Origin of the sequence: Streptomyces sp. CB02056 (genome assembly GCF_001905545.1) — a bacterium.
In the GTDB taxonomy this organism is placed as follows: domain Bacteria; phylum Actinomycetota; class Actinomycetes; order Streptomycetales; family Streptomycetaceae; genus Kitasatospora.
In genome coordinates this window covers 24,550-41,945 of sequence record NZ_LIPD01000002.1, presented here as the reverse complement: position 1 = coordinate 41,945, position 17,396 = coordinate 24,550, and the positions used below count along the sequence as shown (strand labels likewise).

General features: G+C 74.5%; 11 protein-coding genes and 1 tRNA gene. 7 read left to right on the top strand and 5 right to left on the bottom strand.

Annotated features, from left to right (window positions below):
• Window positions 1-12: 12 nt before the first annotated feature.
• Both AMK13_RS04315 and AMK13_RS04310 read left to right on the top strand, forming a co-directional pair.
• Window positions 13-879, top strand: a complete 867-nt coding sequence (locus tag AMK13_RS04315) for a phosphatase PAP2 family protein (RefSeq protein ID WP_074001260.1) — start codon at window positions 13-15, stop codon at window positions 877-879.
• Between the two features lie 81 nt (window positions 880-960).
• Window positions 961-1,860 (top strand): carbon-nitrogen hydrolase family protein, encoded by a 900-nt coding sequence (locus AMK13_RS04310; RefSeq protein WP_079271839.1) that lies wholly within the window; start codon window positions 961-963, stop codon window positions 1,858-1,860.
• Between the two features lie 60 nt (window positions 1,861-1,920).
• On the opposite strand, the gene AMK13_RS04305 is transcribed toward AMK13_RS04310, so the two are convergent.
• Both AMK13_RS04305 and AMK13_RS04300 read right to left on the bottom strand, forming a co-directional pair.
• On the bottom strand, window positions 1,921-4,389 hold the full coding sequence (locus AMK13_RS04305; RefSeq protein WP_074001259.1) for an FtsX-like permease family protein: 2,469 nt from the start codon (window positions 4,387-4,389) through the stop codon (window positions 1,921-1,923).
• 280 nt (window positions 4,390-4,669) lie between these two features.
• A tRNA-Arg gene (locus tag AMK13_RS04300) sits at window positions 4,670-4,742 on the bottom strand.
• 240 nt (window positions 4,743-4,982) lie between these two features.
• Between AMK13_RS04300 and AMK13_RS04295 the strand changes: the two genes are divergently transcribed.
• Window positions 4,983-6,521 carry a glycosyltransferase family 39 protein gene (locus AMK13_RS04295; protein ID WP_079271838.1) on the top strand — a complete coding sequence of 513 codons (1,539 nt, stop codon included), beginning with the start codon at window positions 4,983-4,985 and terminating at the stop codon, window positions 6,519-6,521.
• A 97-nt stretch (window positions 6,522-6,618) separates the two neighbouring features.
• Here the strand turns inward: AMK13_RS04295 and AMK13_RS42770 are convergent, their stop codons facing one another.
• Window positions 6,619-9,117: a hypothetical protein gene (locus AMK13_RS42770; protein ID WP_074001257.1), complete on the bottom strand. Its 2,499-nt coding sequence runs from the start codon at window positions 9,115-9,117 to the stop codon at window positions 6,619-6,621.
• Between the two features lie 298 nt (window positions 9,118-9,415).
• On the opposite strand from AMK13_RS42770, the gene AMK13_RS04285 reads away from it, so the two are divergent.
• The 3 genes from AMK13_RS04285 (at window position 9,416) to AMK13_RS04275 (ending at window position 11,867) form a co-directional block, all read left to right on the top strand.
• The gene (locus AMK13_RS04285) at window positions 9,416-10,156 is read left to right on the top strand and encodes a GOLPH3/VPS74 family protein (RefSeq protein ID WP_049656970.1); all 741 of its coding nucleotides are present in this window, start codon (window positions 9,416-9,418) and stop codon (window positions 10,154-10,156) included.
• Between the two features lie 635 nt (window positions 10,157-10,791).
• Window positions 10,792-11,655 (top strand): helix-turn-helix domain-containing protein, encoded by an 864-nt coding sequence (locus AMK13_RS04280; RefSeq protein ID WP_049656226.1) that lies wholly within the window; start codon window positions 10,792-10,794, stop codon window positions 11,653-11,655.
• Window positions 11,652-11,867, top strand: coding sequence for a DUF397 domain-containing protein (locus tag AMK13_RS04275; RefSeq protein WP_049656225.1), 216 nt, complete (start codon window positions 11,652-11,654; stop codon window positions 11,865-11,867). The genes AMK13_RS04280 and AMK13_RS04275 overlap by 4 nt, the downstream gene beginning before the upstream one ends.
• A gap of 170 nt (window positions 11,868-12,037) precedes the next feature.
• On the opposite strand, the gene AMK13_RS04270 is transcribed toward AMK13_RS04275, so the two are convergent.
• Both AMK13_RS04270 and AMK13_RS04265 read right to left on the bottom strand, forming a co-directional pair.
• Window positions 12,038-13,153: an ADP-ribosylglycohydrolase family protein gene (locus tag AMK13_RS04270; protein ID WP_049656224.1), complete on the bottom strand. Its 1,116-nt coding sequence runs from the start codon at window positions 13,151-13,153 to the stop codon at window positions 12,038-12,040.
• Window positions 13,154-13,365: 212 nt separating this feature from the next.
• Complete coding sequence (locus AMK13_RS04265; RefSeq protein WP_074001256.1) at window positions 13,366-15,954, bottom strand: bifunctional FO biosynthesis protein CofGH; 2,589 nt, start codon at window positions 15,952-15,954, stop codon at window positions 13,366-13,368.
• Between the two features lie 182 nt (window positions 15,955-16,136).
• Between AMK13_RS04265 and AMK13_RS04260 the strand changes: the two genes are divergently transcribed.
• On the top strand, window positions 16,137-17,396 hold the full coding sequence (locus AMK13_RS04260) for a LolA family protein (protein WP_074001255.1): 1,260 nt from the start codon (window positions 16,137-16,139) through the stop codon (window positions 17,394-17,396).

The window sequence follows — 17,396 nt, the reverse complement described above, 5'->3', positions numbered from 1 at the left end:
AAGGTGTCAGCCATGCACCTGACCAACAGCACGACCATCCTCACTGCGCGTAATCGCAGTCTCCTTCGGGACGCCGCGCTCGCGCTGGGCTGTGCCGCGCTGTTCGGCCTGCTGGCGGCCCTGGTCACCGGCCAATGGCGCCCGCTCGCCCGCTTCGACCAGGAGTGGATCGGCGAACTGCACACGTACGCCCGGGAGCACCGGATCTGGACCGCCTCGGTGCAGACGCTCTCGGACATCGGCGGCACCGTCACGATGCGTACGCTTCTCGGAATCGCCGCCGGGTGGCTCTGGTTGATCGGCGCCCGGGTGCTGGCCGGCTGGGTGGCCGCCCAGGCCCTCGTCGGCTGGGGCGTCCTGTGGGCGCTGAAGCTGTCCTTCGACCGCGCCCGCCCCTCCTTCACCGATCCCGTCTCGCACGCCGGCGGGCCGTCCTTCCCCTCCGGGCACGCCATGGCCTCGGCGATCACCTGCGCCGTCCTGGTCGGCCTGCTCTGGTACCGGGTCCGCCGGCGCGGCCGGACCGCCGCCTGCCTGGTGGCCGCGGCGACGGTGCTGACCATCGGCTGGACCCGGGTCGCGCTCGGCGTGCACTGGCCCAGCGACGTGCTGGCCGGCTGGCTGGCCGCCGGGATCGTGCTGGGCACCGTGACCGCCGTGATCCAGGTGTGGCGCCCCGGCGCGCTGGCCCAGGACGTACGGCGGGTCAACTGGCGTACCAGGCCCCGGGTGCAGCGGGTCCTCGTGTCGGCCGGGCACCCCTCGGGCACCGCCGCCCCGCTGGACGAGGACGGACCGCACGGCGCGCGGGACGGCGCCCCGGGCGAACCGGTGGACCCGTCCGACCCCGCCGACCGGCCGGACGAGGCCGTGCGCTGAGGCGCCGTCACCCCGCTGACCCGCCCTCGCCGCCCCGTTACTCCGACACCGGCCGAGGGCCGTCGCGCTAGGTTGGCGGCCATGTCCGACACCCCTGCCCCCACCGCTCCCACGGCTCCCAACGCCCCCACCGCACCGGCCGGTTACCCCGGGCGCCCGCTGCGGATCGCCACCGTCCAGGCCCAGGCCGTGGCCGGTGACATACCGGCCAACGCCGCCCAGGCCGCCGGACTGATCCGCGAGGCCGCCCGGGCCGGCGCCCGGCTGGTGCTGTTCGCGGAGAAGTTCCTCTCCGGCTACGAGCCCGAGCTGATCAGCGCCGACCCCGTCAGGTACGCGGTCCAGCCCGGCGATCCGCGGCTCGCGCCGATCGCCGAGGCCTGCCGCGAGACCGGCACCGCCGCGATCGTCGGCGCCGCCGTACGGGACGGCGACGACCTGCGCATCTCCGCCCTCGTCCTCGGCCCGGACGGCGGCTTCGTCACCCGCTACGACAAGCAGCACCTGTTCAAGAGCGAACGCGAGCACTACCGCCCCGGAACGGCCGGCTGCACCCTGGAACTGGACGGCTGGCGGCTCGGCCTCGGCGTCTGCTACGACTCCGGCTTCCCCGAGCACGCCCGCGCCGCAGCGCTCGACGGCTGCCACGCCTACCTGGTCGGCGCGCTGTTCAGCATGGGCCACGGCCACCACGAGTCCCGCACCTGGTTCCCGGCCCGCGCGCTCGACAACACCCTCTACACGGTGCTCGCCAACCACATCGGCCGCACCGGCGAGTGGCACACCTGCGGCGGCAGCGCGGTCTGGGGCCCGGACGGCCGGCTGATCGCCGAGGCGGGCGAGGACCGGCGCGAACTCGTCGTCGTCGACCTCGACCCGGACGTCCTGCGCACCACCCGCGAGACCGAGACCCTCCTCGCCGACCTCGCCCTCACCACGGGCCGGCCGCCCGCGCCCCGGACCCGCTTCACCCTGGCCTGAGCACCCCGCCGGGCCGACCCCCCCGGCAGCCGGTTGCCGGGCACCCGGCTGCCGGCCCGGTCAGGAGGCCCGCATCGCCGCCACCGCGCTCATCCGCCCGACCCGGCGGGCCGGGAGCACCGCGGCGGCCAGGCCGACCAGGACGGTCAGGCCCAGGGCGGCCAGCACCGGCAGGACCGGCGGGGTGCCGACCGTCCCCACCGTCGAGGTGATCGAGCGGGCGGCCGCCCAGCCGTAGGCGGCCCCCAGGCCCGTCCCGACCAGGGCGCCGGCCAGGGAGAGCAGCAGCGCCTCCAGGGTGAGCATCCGGCGGAGCTGTTCGCGGGACATCCCGATCGCGCGCAGCATGCCGATCTCGCGGGAGCGTTCGCTGATGCTGAGCATCAGGGTGGCGGCGACGCCGAGGCCGGCGATGGCGACGGAGAAGGACAGCAGGGCCATGCTGATGGTCTTCAGCCGGTCCAGCAGGGAGCGCAGGGTGTCCGCCTGGGCGGCCGTGTCGGCGACGGTCACCTGCGGGTGGTCGGCGAGGGCGCGGTCCAGGGCGCGGCGGGCGGTCGGCCGGTCCTCGCCGGCGGCCGGGCTGATCCAGGCCGTGGTGACGGGCGCGCCGGGGGCGAGGCGGTCCAGGGTCGCGGGCGCCACCAGCAGGGTGGCGCCGCTCTGCAGGGTGAACGGCAGGCTGCTGCGGCCGGGTTGGAGCCGCAGCTCGACGCCGCCGACCCGGCGCACCCCGGTGTCGCCGAGCCCGCTCAGCGCGCCGCCCTCGGTGAGCGCGCGGGCCCGGTCCACGTCGTCCGTCGAGGAGTTGAGCCGGGTGGCGTCGACAGCGGCGACCACGGTGGGCCGGCCGTCGAGGTCGACGGTGGCGGACCGGACCGGGGTCACGGTCAGTCCGTGCTCGGCGCCGAGCGCGCCGAGCGCCCCGGCGGGCAGGGCGCCGCCGCCGGTGGCGGCCGCCGAGAAGACCCCCGGCTGGCGCGCGGACACCACGGGCACCAGCGACTGCGAGGTGATGTCCAGCGCGGTGACCGCGCCGACCATCACGGTGACGCCGAGCAGCAGCGCCGAGCCGGTGGCCCCGGTGCGGCCCGGGTTGAGCCGCAGCTGCTGGGTGGCGAGCCGCCCGGCCGTACCGCCGAGCCGCCGGGCGGGCCGGCCGAGCACGGCGACGACGGCGGGCAGCACCCGGTGGGAGAGCCGCAGCACCCCGAAGAAGTTGGCGATGGCGCCGACGGTGACGGCGAGCAGCGACAGCGGTGGCGGGGCCACCGCCCCGGCCACCAGCAGCGCGGTGCCCGCGACCAGCAGTCCGGTGGTCCACACCGCGGCCCGCACCCGGGCGGCCCCGTCGGCCGGCGCGGGGGTGCCGCCGAGCGCGGCGATCGGCGGCACGGCCGCGGCGGCCTTCGCCGGGCCGCGAACGGCCAGCAGGGTCAGCAGCACGCCGAACAGCCCGGCCAGCAGGCAGGTCAGCGGGGAGGGCAGCAGTGACAGGTGCACCGGGCCGAGGTCGAGCCCGCCGACCACGGCGGTGCCGGCCGCGCCGAGGGCGACGCCCAGCAGCACGCCCGTCGCCGAGGCGCCCACCCCGAGCAGCAGCCCCTGGCGGCGGATCAGCCGGCGCAGCTGCTGCCGGTCGGCGCCCACGCAGCGCAGCAGGGCGAGCTGGCGGGTCCGCTGGGCGAGCACCACGGTGAAGGTGTTGCCGACCACCATCCGCGCCACCGCGAGGGCGATCAGGACGAAGGAGAGCGAGGCGATCAGCACCATGCCGTACAGGGTGCTGCTCTGCCGGGTCGCCTCGTTGACCGAGGCCTCGTGGCTGTGCACCTGGACGTCGGCGCCGAGGGCGGCGCGCAGGGCTTCGACGGTCCCGGTCCGGGAAACGCCGGGCGCGACCCGGACGTCGAGCCGGTCGGTGACGGCGCCGGCCGCGTAGCCGGCGACCGCGTCCGCCGGGACGCCGATGATCGGGACCCCGGCGAGGCTCGGGGCGCCCCGCTCGTCCAGGGTGCCCACCAGCCGGGCGGTGGCGGTGGTGCCGTCGGCCCGGGCCAGGTGCACCTCGGCGCCCACGGCGGCGTCCAGCCGGTGCGCCGTCCCGGTGTCGAGCAGCACCTCGCCGGGTCCGGCGGGCCAGCGGCCGTCCTTGAGCAGCTGCCAGCGCAGCGCCGGGTCCTCGGCGACGGCGCTGACCGCGGCGGTGCGGTCGAGCGGCCGCCCGTCGGCGGCCAGCACGCCGCCCTTGCCGGTCAGCCTCGGCGCCACCGCGGCCACCCCGGCGGTCTGCCGCACCCGCTCCGTCGCCGCCGCGTCCAGACCGCCGGCCGCGGTCTTCCCGGTCACCTGGATGTCACCGGGCCCGACCTCGGCGGCCGCGGTCTGGCTGAAGGAGTCGACCAGTGCCCCGCTGCCGCTGACGGAGGCGATCAGGAAGGCCACCCCGAGCGCGATCGCGGCCCCGCTCAGGAGCAGTTGGCGCAGTTGGCCGCGCAGTTCGGCCACGGTGTATCGGTACGTCGTCATGGTTCCCCGGCTCGTCCACCCTGGCCGGTACGGTGCTCCGGCAGGGGTCTCGACGAGCCTAGGAGCGGAGCGGCCGCGGGCCATCGGCACGAGGTCTGCTTCATGATCAATCCGTGGGCGGACGGTCTCCCGCCCCCTCCTCCTCCCGGAGAGGTACGCCGCCCCTGACACCGTCAGCCCCGGGAACGCCGAGGGCCCCGGACCGGTCGGGCACCGCCGGAAAGCGGCACAGGCCCCCCGCCCGACATGGGCGGAGGGCCTGCGACCTGCGTGTTCGTTGTGCCCCAGGCAGGATTCGAACCTGCGACACCGGCTTTAGGAGAGCCGTGCTCTATCCCCTGAGCTACTGAGGCGGGGCCCGCGTGCTGCCGGGCCGTTCACAGCGTACCGGATCGGGGCTGGGGCTCGGGGTGCGTCCTGTGGATCTTGTCGGATCGGGCCGCGGCGGCGCGGACCGGGCGGGATCCGCGGGAGGCGCCGCACGGCGGCGGAGGGGGTGCGGGTGGCCGACGGCGCGTCAGGGCGGGTCAAGTAGCCTGCCGGGCAGGGCGGGATCCGCCCCGGCGCGTCGCGTGAAGGAGACGAAGGACTCGATGAGACCTGCTGTGCGCCCGGTGGGCCGGCTGTTGGGGCAGGTGTGGGTGTGGCCCGCGCTGGTCATGCTGGCGGTGGGCGGGTACCGGCTGGGAACGCCGGACCTGTGGCGGGACGAGATGGCGACCTGGACGGTGTCCACCCGCTCGCTGGGCGACCTGCTGCGACTGCTCCAGCACGTGGACGCCAGCAACGGCGCGTACTACCTGCTGATGCACGGCTGGACGGCGGTGTTCGGCGACTCGACGCTCTCCCTGCGAATACCCTCCGTGCTGGCGATGGCCGGGGCGGCGGCGCTGGTGGCGCTCACCGCCCGACGGCTGTTCGGCAGCAAGGTGGCGGCGGTCGGCGCCGGACTGCTGCTCGCGGTGCCCCCGGAGATCTCCCGGTACGCCCAGGAGGCGCGCTCCTACGCGCTGGTGACCTGCGCGATCGCGGCGGCCTCGTACTTCCTGCTGCGGGCCCTGGAGCGGCCGACCTGGCGGCGCTGGGCGCCGTACTGCGTGGCCATGGCGCTGGCCGGCGCCGGGCACCTCGTCTCCTTCAGCACCGTCGCCGGGCAGCTGGGGCTCCTGGCGCTGCACCTGTGGCGCACCCGTCCGGCGGCGGACCGGCGGCTGCTGTGGCAGTACCCGCTGGCGGTCGCCGTGGCGGCGCTGCCGGTGCTGCCGGTGGTGCTCCTGGGCAGCCGGCAGTCGGACCGGCAGCTGGGCTGGATACCGACCCCCTCCCTGCGCGGCCTCGCCTACTTCGGCGAGCGCCTCTTCGGCTCGGACCTCGTCTTCTACGCCTTCGTCCCGCTGGCGCTGCTGGCACTGGCACTGCCCGGCCGGCGGATCCAGGCCTGGCAGGCGCTCCTGCTCGCGGAGCTGCCGGTGGTGGGCGTCTGGCTGGTGTCCCGGCTGACCGACACCTCGTACTTCCTCGGGCGGTACCTGCTGTTCACGGTGCCCGCCTGGGCGGTGCTGGCCGGCGGCGGCGCCGGGGCGGTGTACGGCGCGGTGGCGGCCCTGGCCCGACGGCGCGGCCGGGCGCCCCGGGGGGCCGTCGCGGTGGCCGGGCTGCTGACGGTCGGGCTGCTCGCGGCGCCGGCCGTGGTCGCGCTGCCGAAGCAGCCCGAGATCCGGTACGCGGACTCGCACAACGGCTCGGAGGAGCCGTTCAAGGCGGCGGCCCGGGAGATAGCGGCCGGCTACCGCACCGGGGACGGGATGGCGGCCCCGCTGGGCGACCAGGCCTGGGCGATGGCCTGGCCGGGCGTCAGCTACTACCTGCCCCGGGACGTCGTCCCCTTCCCGGTCTTCGTCGCGCAGAGCGCCGACGACGCCGAGGACCTCTCCCCGACGCCCTGCCCGCAGCCGGCGGACTGCCTGGGCGGGGTGTCCCGGATATGGCTGCTGGTCCTCGGCGACACCGAGGACCCGCTGGGCGCGATGCCGACCGACCAGGCGCAGGTGCTCCGCACCCAGTACGGCGACCCGGACCGGGTGACGCCGCTCGGCGGCCTCACGCTCGCACTGCTCGACCGGGACGTGTAGGGGGCGAAGAAGAAAAGGAAGAAGGGGAGCCGGTGTGGACCGGCTCCCCTTCTTCCTTCCCGCGGTCGGCGCCTCAGCGCCTCAGCCGCTCAGCGCCTCACAGCGTGCGCAGCAACCGGGACTGGATGGACGGCGGGTTCAGGTCGGACTGGAGGGCCACCGGGACCTCCGCCTTGTCCTCGCCCGCGCCCACCCGCAGCGTGCCGACCTCCGTGCCGGCCAGCGCGCGGTGGCCGATCTTCGAGGTGTCCAGGGTGACCGTGCCGGAGATGCCGGGGAAGCCCGCCACCACCAGGTCCTTGGTCGCGACGACCGCGACCTTGCCGCCGATCCCGTCGTCCACCGAGCCGACGACGTCGCCCTTCTTCACCACGGTCTGGCCGGTCACGCCGTTCTGCGCGGCCTGGATCTGCTTGCCGCTGACCTTCAGCACGGTCGGCAGGATGCCGTCGCCCGGGTTGGGCGAGGTGGCCTGCTGGCCCAGCGTGACACCGAGGATCAGCCGCTGCACGCCGCCGATCTCCTTGTAGGCGGCCCACATCAGGCAGCCGCCGGCCGGGGTGCTGGAACCGGTCTTGACGCCGATGACGCCGGTCTTCGGGTTGATCAGGTTGTTGGTGTTGGAGATCTTCACGTTGTTGAAGTTGGTCTCCGGGGTGGAGACGATCTGCCGGAAGATCTCGTCCTGCATGACCTGCTCGGCCAGCTTCAGCTGGTCCTTGGCGGTGGACTTGGTGTCCGCGCTGAAACCCGCCGGGTCGGCGTAGATGGTGTTGGTCATGCCGAACTTGGTCGCGGTGTCGTTCATCAGCTTGACGAACGCGTCCTCGGAGCCGGAGTGGAAGCGGGCGAGCAGCCGGGCCACGTTGTTGGCCGAGGGCAGCATCAGCAGTTCCAGCGCCTGGTACTCGGTGATGACCTGGCCCTCGGTGAGGGTCACCCGGGACTCGTCGACGTTGCCGGACTCCTGCGCGGCCTGCTTGTCGACGGTGATCTTCGGACCGCTCTCCCCCTTCTTCAGGGGGAACTTCTGGAGGATCAGGTAGGCGTTCATCACCTTGGTGACGCTGGCGATCGAGGACGGCGTCTCCTGGCCCGAGCTGCCGAGGCTGCCGACGCCGACCACCTCGGCGGCGGACTGGCCCTTGGCCGGCCAGGCGAGGTCGAGCACGTCGCCGGAGAAGCTGTAGCTGCCCGCGGCGGTCATCTTCAGCTTGGGGTCCGGCAGCGGACGCAGCAGCTGGGCCACCGCGAGCGCGCCGAGCACCACGGCGAGGAAGACGGTCCAGATGGTCACCCGCTTGAGGGCGCGCCGCAGCGGCGAGACCGGGCGGGCGTTGAGGGAGGCCAGGACCTCCATCGCCTCGGCGGTGTTCTCCGGCGACGGCAGCGGCTCCGGGGCGGGCAGCGGTTCGGGCTTGGGCAGCGGCGGGACCGGCGGCACCGGCCGCGGGTCGGGCTCCGGCAGCGGCTTCGGGGCCGGTACGGGGGCGGGCTCGGGGGTCGGCTTCGGCAGCGGCGCCGGACCGGGGGTCGGCTCGGGCTCGGGAAGCGGCTTGGGCTCGGGCCTGGGCTCGGGCTTCGGCTCCGGCACGGTGCCGGTCCCGGGGACGGCGGCGGCCGCGGAGGCGCGCAGCGGCGCGGGCTTCTCCAACTTCTCGGCCTGACCCGGCCGCTGGCCCGACTGACCCGACTGGCCCGACTGACCGGGCTGAGCGGGCTGAGCGGGCTTGGTCAGCGCGAGGGTCACGGAGCCGATGGCGGGAGCGGCCTCGTCGTCACCGGTGTCGCCGGTCTCCTCCGGGGTCTCCTCGGCCTTCCCTGCCTTCTCGCTCTTCTCGGTCTTCTCGGCCTTCTCGGCCTTCTCGGCCTTCGCAGCCTTCTCGACCGGCTCCGCCGTGGCGGCTTCGTCGGTCTTGTCGGCCGCTTCGTCGGCCGCTTCGTCGAGCTTCTCCGCCGCCTTCTCCACCGGTGCGGCGGCAGGCTCGGAGCCGCCCTCGGAGCCGGTCTCCCCCGACGGCTCGGCCGTCTTCTCCCCGGCCTTCCCCGCCACCGCGGCACCTGTCCGCATGGCGAGACGCGGGTCGGCGGCGACCGGACGCCCGGCGGGCTCCGTCACCTCCGCGGTCTCCGACGAGGACTCCTTCTCCTCGCTCTCACCTTCGGAACTCCCCTTGCCGGCGGCCTTCACCAGCTCCTCGGGCAGCCGCAGCGCGGTGGTCCGGTTGTCCACCGGCAGTCGCAGCATCGTCGTCCGGCTGTCCACATCCCGGACTCGGAGCTGCACGGTCGAGCCGCCCTTGGGCGCCGTCGCCGGGGCGTCGTCGGACGCCTCCGGGGCGGCCTCGGCGGAGGTCTCCGCGGGGCTCTCCGAGGCGGTGCCGGAGTCGGCGGCCGAGGAGGCGTCGGAGGAGGCGTCGGAGGAGGTCTCCGCGGTCGCCCCGGTCTCAGCCGCGGCTGACGTCCGGTCGGCCGCCGCACCGGAGCCGCCCCCGGCCGGCCCGGCGGCGCCGGCCGCCGCACCGGTCCGTTCGGGTTCGCGGTCCCGCTGCCGCTCGTCGCCGTCCCTCAGCACCCTGTCGGGGGACTCGCCCACGTATCCCAGCCTCCTCAACGCCCGGCGGGGCACCGGCGAACCCGATTTCGGGAAGCCGACGCCCCGCCCCGTGTACCTGTACAGTCTCCGCCACCGGCGGCCGTTCCGGCCGCGCACACCCCGCCCGACCGGCGCTTATTGTCGTCGCCCGGCCGCGCCGCGGTCTGTTCACCGCTCAGACGCAGGGCCCGCCGCCGCCGGTTCCGCGCCTTCACCGCAAGGTCACGATTCGGAGGCGTACTCGACAAGCCCGTGTGAGAGGCGTCACCCTGTCTCTCATCCACGCGGGGAGGCTTGGATGGGCAAGAGCCGCAGAACTGTTCCCGAGGAACTCTTGCTGCTCGCTTTGGACCCGACCACGGGTACCACGGCGCAGCCGCAGACCCTCGACCTCGGACTTGCCGGGGCCCAGCTCGTCGAGCTGTCCCTGGCCGGACGGATCGTACCGGAGGGAGACCGGATCGCCGTCGTGCTCGCACGGCCGACCGGCGACCCGACCCTCGACCATGCACTGGAACTGCTGCGCCGACGCGGCAGTCCGGTCCGCGCGGCGCACTGGATCGGCGGGCCCCGGCTGGGGCTGCGGCAGACGTATCTGGCGCACCTGGAGCGCTGCGGCATGGTCACGGCCGTACCGGGCCAGGTGTGCGGCGTGCTGCCGACGACCCGGTACCAGGCGTCCGACGACTGCACCAACGCCGCGATCAAGCAGCGGCTGGACACCGCGATCCGCACCGGCGTCCCGCCGGATCCGCGGACGGCGGCGCTCGCGGCGCTGGCCCACTCGGTCGGCCTGGGCAAGCACCTGTACCCGGGCAACGAGGGCCGGTCCTCGCGGTCGCGGCTGCGCGACCTGATCCGGTACGACCCGCTGGGCGGGATGGTCGCGCACGCCGTGATGGACGTGCAGAACGGCCTACCGGCTCAGCAGAACCGTTCTTCCCAGGGTTCCGGGGCCGCTTCCGGCCGTCCTGGCGCCCGTACGGCGGGCCGGGGTTCGGGCGGGCGGGTCCCCGCCTCCCGGGTCGGCGTGCGCTGATCACAGCGGTGTGCACTGATCTCGGCGGAGCGCACTGACCGCGGCGGTCCGCGCGGCCCGGCGGGCAGCCATCACGGCGCCCGACACCACCGGCCGCGCGTCCGACGCACACCCGCCGGCACCGGTCGCGCGTCCGACGCCAACGGCCGCGCACCCGGCGGCGCACGCCGCCCCGCTCGCACCGCCCGAGGGCGCCGAGCGACCCGACGCACGACCGGTACCACCGGCGCCAGGAGCACGACGCGCACCGGCCGCACCGGACGCACCACCGGCACCACCAGCACCGAGGGGCGGTCGCCCCGCGACGCGAGTCGCCCGGCGACCGCCCCTTCGCCGTCCCCGGACGCCCGGCAACCGCCCGCCCCCCGCACGCGCCGGGGCAGGTGCGGGCCGGTCCGGGGACGGCCTCCGCAGTACCTGTCCGAGTCGTCCGAGCCGCATTACCACCTGGGGGCTTTCGCTGTCTCGCGGAAGTGCTTTTCCGATGATCTGTTCTACCGCGCTGCTGTGATTCCCCGGCGCCGACCTGGCCCAAGGTGACATGCTGCTCCAAGTCAGGGGGGTTGGTCCCAATGTCCGAAGTGTTCCGAGGACTGCCGTTCCAACGAGCACCAGAGGTCCGGCCGGAGGTCGAAGTGTCCGCCAACGTCAATCCCACCGTGCGCCGTCGGCGCCTCGGTTCGGAGCTGCGCAAACTCCGTGAGGGCCTCGGTATGACGGCGGAGGAGGTCGCCGGCCGGCTGATGGTCTCCCAGTCGAAGATCAGCCGGTTGGAGAACGGCCGGCGCAGCATCAGCCAGCGCGACGTGCGCGACCTCTGCGACGTCTACAAGGTGCCCGACGACCAGTTGCGCGCCAGCCTGATGGAGATGGCCAAGGAGTCCCGCCAGCGCGGCTGGTGGCACGACTTCAACGACATGCCGACCCCGTACAGCGTCTACATCGGGCTGGAGGCCGAGGCCTCCTCGATCCGCGCGTACGAGTCCTCCTTCGTCCCCGGCCTGCTGCAGACCGAGCACTACGCCCAGGCCGTGGTCGAGGGCACCCAGCCGGACACCGACGCGGTCGCCGTGCAGCGCCGGGTGCAGGTCCGGATGAAGCGCCAGGAGCGCGTCCACGGCGAGAACCAGCTGGGCAGCCTGTGGACCGTCATAGACGAGGCGGTGCTGCGCCGCGAGGTCGGCAGCAAGGCGGTGATGGCCCAGCAGCTGCGGCAGATGCTGGAACTCAGCCAGCGCCCGAACATCACCATCCAGGTGATCCCGTTCTCGCACGGCGCCCATCCCGGAATGACCGGGACATTCTCGCTGCTGGAGTTCCCCGAGTCAGCCGATTCCACAGTTGTCTACTTCGAAGGTGTGACGAGCGATCTCTACCTGGAGAAGGAGGCGGACGTGCGCCGCTATACCGGTCTGTACGACTACCTGAGAGCGGCCGCACTCGGTGTCTCGGAGAGCCGGTCGCTGATAGCCGACATCGAGAAGGAATTCCACGAATGATCACCCCGTCCGAGTACGGAACCCCTTGGCACAAGAGCAGTCACAGCGGGGGCCAAGGCGCCTGTGTGGAGATCGCCGTCCCCGGCGCGGGGGAGGTGGCCGTCCGGGACTCCAAGGACCCCCGGGGCCCCCAACTGCGCTTCTCGACCGAGGCGTGGAACACCTTCGCCTCGGCGGCGGCGGGCGGCGCCTTCGGCGAGCTCCCGGGCTGACCCCCTCCGGTTCCGCACTCGGACCAGTTGCCCGTAGCGGTGTCCGTCGCCCGTCGGCGGCCGGCGCTACGGGCAACTCCCGTTCCGGGGGCCGCCCCGGCCCGGCTCCGGTCCCGAGGGCCGGTCCTGAGGGCCGGTCCCGGTTCAACTCCGGCACACAAGGCCCCGGTTCAGCCCGCCACCGGGTAGCGGGTGGTCCAGTTGGCGCCCTCCGGGGTCCGCCGGTCGTGCAGTTCGGTGCCGTGCACCAGCTCCATCACGAAGTCGTCGGCGAGTTCGAGGATCGCCCCGCGCCCCTCGAGCCCGGCCAGCAGGCCCGGCGGCAGCGCGGTGTCCCCGTGCAGCGCCCCGAGCAGGTTGCCGCAGATCGCGCCGGTGGAGTCGCTGTCCCCGGAGTGGTTGACGGCGAGCAGCAGGCCCGAGCGGACGTCGTGCGCGACGAGGGCGCAGTAGACCCCGATCGCCAGCGCCTCCTCGGCGACCCAGCCCTCCCCCAGCGCCTCGACCCGCTCGGCGGACGGCTCGCCGGCCCGCACCGCGTCCAGGGCGGCCCGCAGCGCCGCGGTGGTCTCCTCGTGCGCCGACCGCTCGGAGAGCAGGGCGAGCGCGAGGTGGACGCCCTCCTCCAGGGTGCCGCCGCGGGCGACGGACTGGACGATCACCGCGAGCGCGCCCGCCGCGAGGTAGCCGGTGGGGTGGCCGTGGGTGAGCACCGAGCACTCCACCGCGAGCTGGAACACCAGGCCCGGCTCCCAGGTGGTGAGCAGTCCGAAGGGCGCCGCCCGCACCACCGTGCCGCAGCCCTTGGAGTGCGGGTTCTTGGGGGCCTCCAGGGTGCCGAGCCGCTCGGCGTGGGCCCCGCTGAGGCCGGACAGGCAGCCCTGGCCGGGGGCGCGCTGGGCGTACAGCCACTCCTCGCGGCCGAGCCAGCCGAGGTCGGGGCGGCGCTCGTCCGGGCCCCAGTCGCGCTGGGTGGCGGCCCAGCGCAGGTAGGCCAGGTGCAGGTCGGTGGGCGGGTGCCAGCTGCCGGTGTCCCGTCGGATGTGGGCGCGTATCAGTCCGTCGACGGTGAAGAGGCTGAGCTGGGTGTCGTCGGTGACGGCGCCGGTGCGCCCGTACGCGGGGACGTAGCCGGTGACGCCCTGCGGGCCGTGCTGGGCCCGGATCTTCTCCAGCGACTCGAACTCGACGCCGGCTCCGAGCGCGTCGCCGATGGCACCGCCGAGCAGACAGCCCCGCACCCGGCTGCGGTAGTCCTGCTGCTGGGCGCGTGACCACAGTGGCATCACGACGGGGCGCCTTTCCTCGGGCGTGTGGGGGTCCGCGCGACGCTCGGCCGGGCGCGCGCCCTCGCACTGTATTCGAAGAGCCGGTCGGACCGGCCCCGTCCCCCGGACTTCGGCGCACCCGTCCCCGGGAGTTCACCGCCCCGTCCCGGCCGCCGCCCGTACGGCGGCCGGGACGGCGACCGGGGCGGCGGCCGGGACCGTCGCGGGCCTCAGTCCAGCACCGGCAGCAGCTCCGGCAGGTGCCCGTCCGAGGCCAGCGCCGCGGCCCGCCGTTCGGCCGGCACCTCGCCGTAGGTGGTGGTGCGCTGGCGGTGCGGGCGGCCCGCCGCCTCGGCGATCGCCTGGAGGTCGCGCACCGACTTGTAGCTCCCGTACGCCGAGCCGGCCATCCGCGAGATGGTCTCCTCCATCAGCGTGCCGCCGAGGTCGTTGGCGCCCGAGCGGAGCATCTCGGCCGCGCCCTCGGCGCCCAGCTTGACCCAGCTGGTCTGGATGTTGGGGATGTGCGGGTGCAGCAGCAGCCGGGCCATCGCGACCACCGCGCGGTTGTCCCGGGCGCTCGGGCCGGGCCGGGCGATGCCGGCCAGGTAGACCGGGGCGTTGGTGTGGATGAACGGCAGGGTCACGAACTCGGTGAAGCCGCCCGTCCGTTGCTGGATCCCGGCGAGCAGCCGCAGGTGGCCGAGCCAGTGCTCCGGGGTGTCCACGTGCCCGTACATCATCGTGGACGAGGAGCGGATGCCCAGCTCGTGCGCGGTGGTGACCACCTCGACCCAGGTGGCGGCCGGCAGCTTGCCCTTGGTGAGCACCCAGCGGACCTCGTCGTCGAGGATCTCGGCGGCGGTGCCCGGGATGGTGTCCAGGCCCGACTCCTTGGCGCGCTGCAGCCAGTCCCGGATCGACAGCCCGGTGCGGGTCGCGCCGTTGACCACCTCCATCGGCGAGAAGGCGTGCACGTGGATGCCGGGCACCCGCTCCTTCACCGCGCGGGCGATGTCGAAGTAGGCGGTGCCGGGCAGGTCCGGGTGGATGCCGCCCTGCATGCAGACCTCGGTGGCGCCCACCTCCCAGGCCTGCGCGGCCCGGTCGGCGACCTGCTCCAGGGAGAGGGTGTAGGCGTCCGCGTCGGTGCGCCGCTGGGCGAAGGCGCAGAAGCGGCAGCCGGTGTAGCAGACGTTGGTGAAGTTGATGTTCCTGGTGACGCAGTAGGTGACGTCGTCCCCGACGGCGTCCCGGCGGACGTCGTCGGCGATCCGGCAGAGCGCGTCCAGGGCCGGGCCGTCCGCGTGGAACAGGGCCAGCGCCTGGTCGTCGGTCAGCCGCGCCGGGTCGGCCGCGGCCACCGCCAGGGCCTCCCGGAGGTCCCCGGCGAGGCGCTCGGGCGCGCCCTTGGCGAGCACCTGCTCGCGCAGCACCTCCCAGTCGCCGTACACGTCCTCGAAGTCGGCCCGGCGGTCGCCGGTGCGGCCCTCGGTGTCGACGGCGGTGTGCAGGTCGGTGCGCCCGTACGACTCCGGCAGGTCCTCGGGCTCCTGCCAGGGCAGGCCGCGGACGACGGCGTCCGGGTTCGCCAGGCCGGTGGCCGGGTCGGCCAGGGCGCGCACGTGCGGCAGCACCCGCGGGTCCAGCCAGGGCTCGCCGCGCAGCACGTACTCGGGGTAGACGGCGAGGCGCTCGCGCAGCTCGAAGCCGGCCGCCGCCGAGCGCTCGGCGAGGCGCTCGATCTGCGGCCAGGGGCGCTCGGGGTTGACGTGGTCGGGGGTGAGCGGGGAGACCCCGCCCCAGTCGTCGACGCCGGCCGCGATCAGCCGCTCGTACTCGCCGTCCACCAGGTTCGGCGGGGCCTGGAGGCAGGCGGCCGGGCCCATCAGGTGCCGGGCGACGGCCACCGTGGCCACCAGCTCGTCCAGTTCGGCGTCCGGCATGCCGCGCATCGCGGTGTCCGGCTTGGCGCGGAAGTTCTGCAGGATCAGCTCCTGGACGCCGTGGTAGGCGCGGGAGACCCTGCGCAGCGCGAACAGCGACTCGGCGCGCTCCTGGTGCGTCTCGCCGATGCCGATCAGCAGGCCGCTGGTGAACGGGACGGAGCTGCGCCCGGCGTCCTCCAGCACCCGCAGCCGGACGGCCGGCTCCTTGTCCGGGGAGCCGAAGTGCGGGCCGCCGGGCTCGCTCCACAGCCGGGTGGCGGTGGTCTCCAGCATCATGCCCATCGAGGCGGAGACCGGCTTGAGCCGCTGGAAGTCCGTCCAGCCCAGCACCCCGGGGTTGAGGTGCGGCAGCAGGCCGGTCTCCTCCAGGATGCGGATCGACATGGCGCGCACGTAGGCGATGGTGTCGTCGTAGCCGTGCGCGTCCAGCCACTCGCGGGCCTCGGGCCAGCGGTCCTCGGGCTTGTCGCCGAGCGTGATCAGGGCTTCCTTGCAGCCGAGTTCGGCGCCGCGGCGGGCCACCTCCAGCACCTCGTCCGGGGACATGAACATCCCGTGCCCGTCCCGGCGCAGCTTCCCGGGGACGGTGGCGAAGGTGCAGTAGTGGCACTTGTCGCGGCAGAGCCGGGTGAGCGGGATGAAGACGCTCTTGGAATAGGTGATGACGCCGGGGCGGCCGGCCGCTTCGAGTCCGGCGTCGCGGACCCTCGCGGCGCTCGCGCAGAGGTCCAGCAGGTCCTCGCCTCTGGCCTGCAGCAGCACGGCGGCCTCGGTCACGTCGAGGGCGACGCCGTCCCGGGCGCGGCGCAGGGCGCGGCGCATCGCGTTCGCGGTCGGCGGGGTGCTGGAGTCCGTGGCGGTTCCGTCCATGGCGCGACCCTACGCCAGGGGTGGTACCGCGGGTGGATGCAACCCTGAGGCGGCATCAGGGTCGGCGTACCCACGAAGGTCAACCCGATCTGGCCCCACAGGGCGATGACGGCGGCGGCGCGGCGGCCTCTAATGGAAGGGCAAGGCCAACCACACGTGTTCGCGGAGGAGTTGAGGACGCCATGACCAATGAGAAGGCGGCGGGGGACGATCTGGACGCCGGTACGCCGTACCGCTCCCGACGGCGCGTACTGATGCGCGCCGGGGTGCCGGTGGCGGTGGTCGCCGCGATCGCCGCGGGGGTGGGACTGGTCCCGGCACTGGCCGCCGACAGCGCGCCCGATCTGCCGGCGGTGAGCGCGGAGCAGCTGGTCGCGAAGGTGCTCGGCTCCGAGACCCAGGCGCTGTCCGGGTCGGTCGCCATCTCGACCGACCTCGGCGTGCCCGGCCAGCTGCTGAGCGGCGCCGCCGGCCTCGGCGGGGCGGTCGGCGGGCACGGCGGTGACGGCGGGGGCTCCACCGCGGACCCGCAGTCCAAGCTGCTCGGCCTGCTCGGTGGGGACCAGACGCTGCGGATCGCGGTGGACGGCCCGGACCGCCAGCGGGTGGACGTGCTGGAGAAGATGGCCGGCTACTCCATGGTCCGCAACGGCGACCAGGCCTGGGCCTGGGACAGCTCGTCCAACTCCGCGGTGCACATGACCGGTCGGGCCGCCGGCCAGGAGCACGCCAAGACGCCGCTGTCCGAGCTGCCGACCACCCCGCAGGAGGCCGCCAGGCAGTTCCTGGCCGCGAGCGCCGGCACCACCTCGGTGACCGTCGCCGGGACGGCCAAGGTGGCCGGGCAGAACGCCTACCAGCTGAGCGTGAAGCCCACCCAGTCCGGTTCGACCCTCGCCGAGGTGCGGATCGCGGTGGCCGCCGACAACGGGGTGCCGCTGTCGGTGGCGGTGAAGTCCATCGACGGCAGCACCGTGCTGAACGTCCGCTTCACCCAGGTGTCCTTCGCCCGGCCGGACGCCAAGACCTTCGACTTCACCGCCCCCAAGGGCGCCAAGGTGACGGAGCAGAAGGCGCAGGACGCGGCCAAGGGCGCGCCGGGCGACGCCCGGGAGCACGTGGGCACCGGGGCGCCCGAGGGCCTCGACGTGATCGGCGAGGGCTGGACGACGGTCCTCGCCACCCGGCTGCCCGCCGCGGTGGACGGGGCCGCGGACGGCGCGCCGAAGGGCGACGCCAAGGGCGGCAAGCACGGCGGCCACGGGGCGGGCGCGGGCCAGTCGCTGAACCCGCAGTCGATGGTGAAGTCGCTCGGCAAGCCGGTCGCCGGCGGCACCCTGGTGAGCACCAAGGTGCTCAACGTCCTGCTCACCGACGACGGCCGGGTCCTGGCCGGCGCGGTGACCCTGCCGGTCCTCCAGCACGCCGCCGGGGTGAACTGA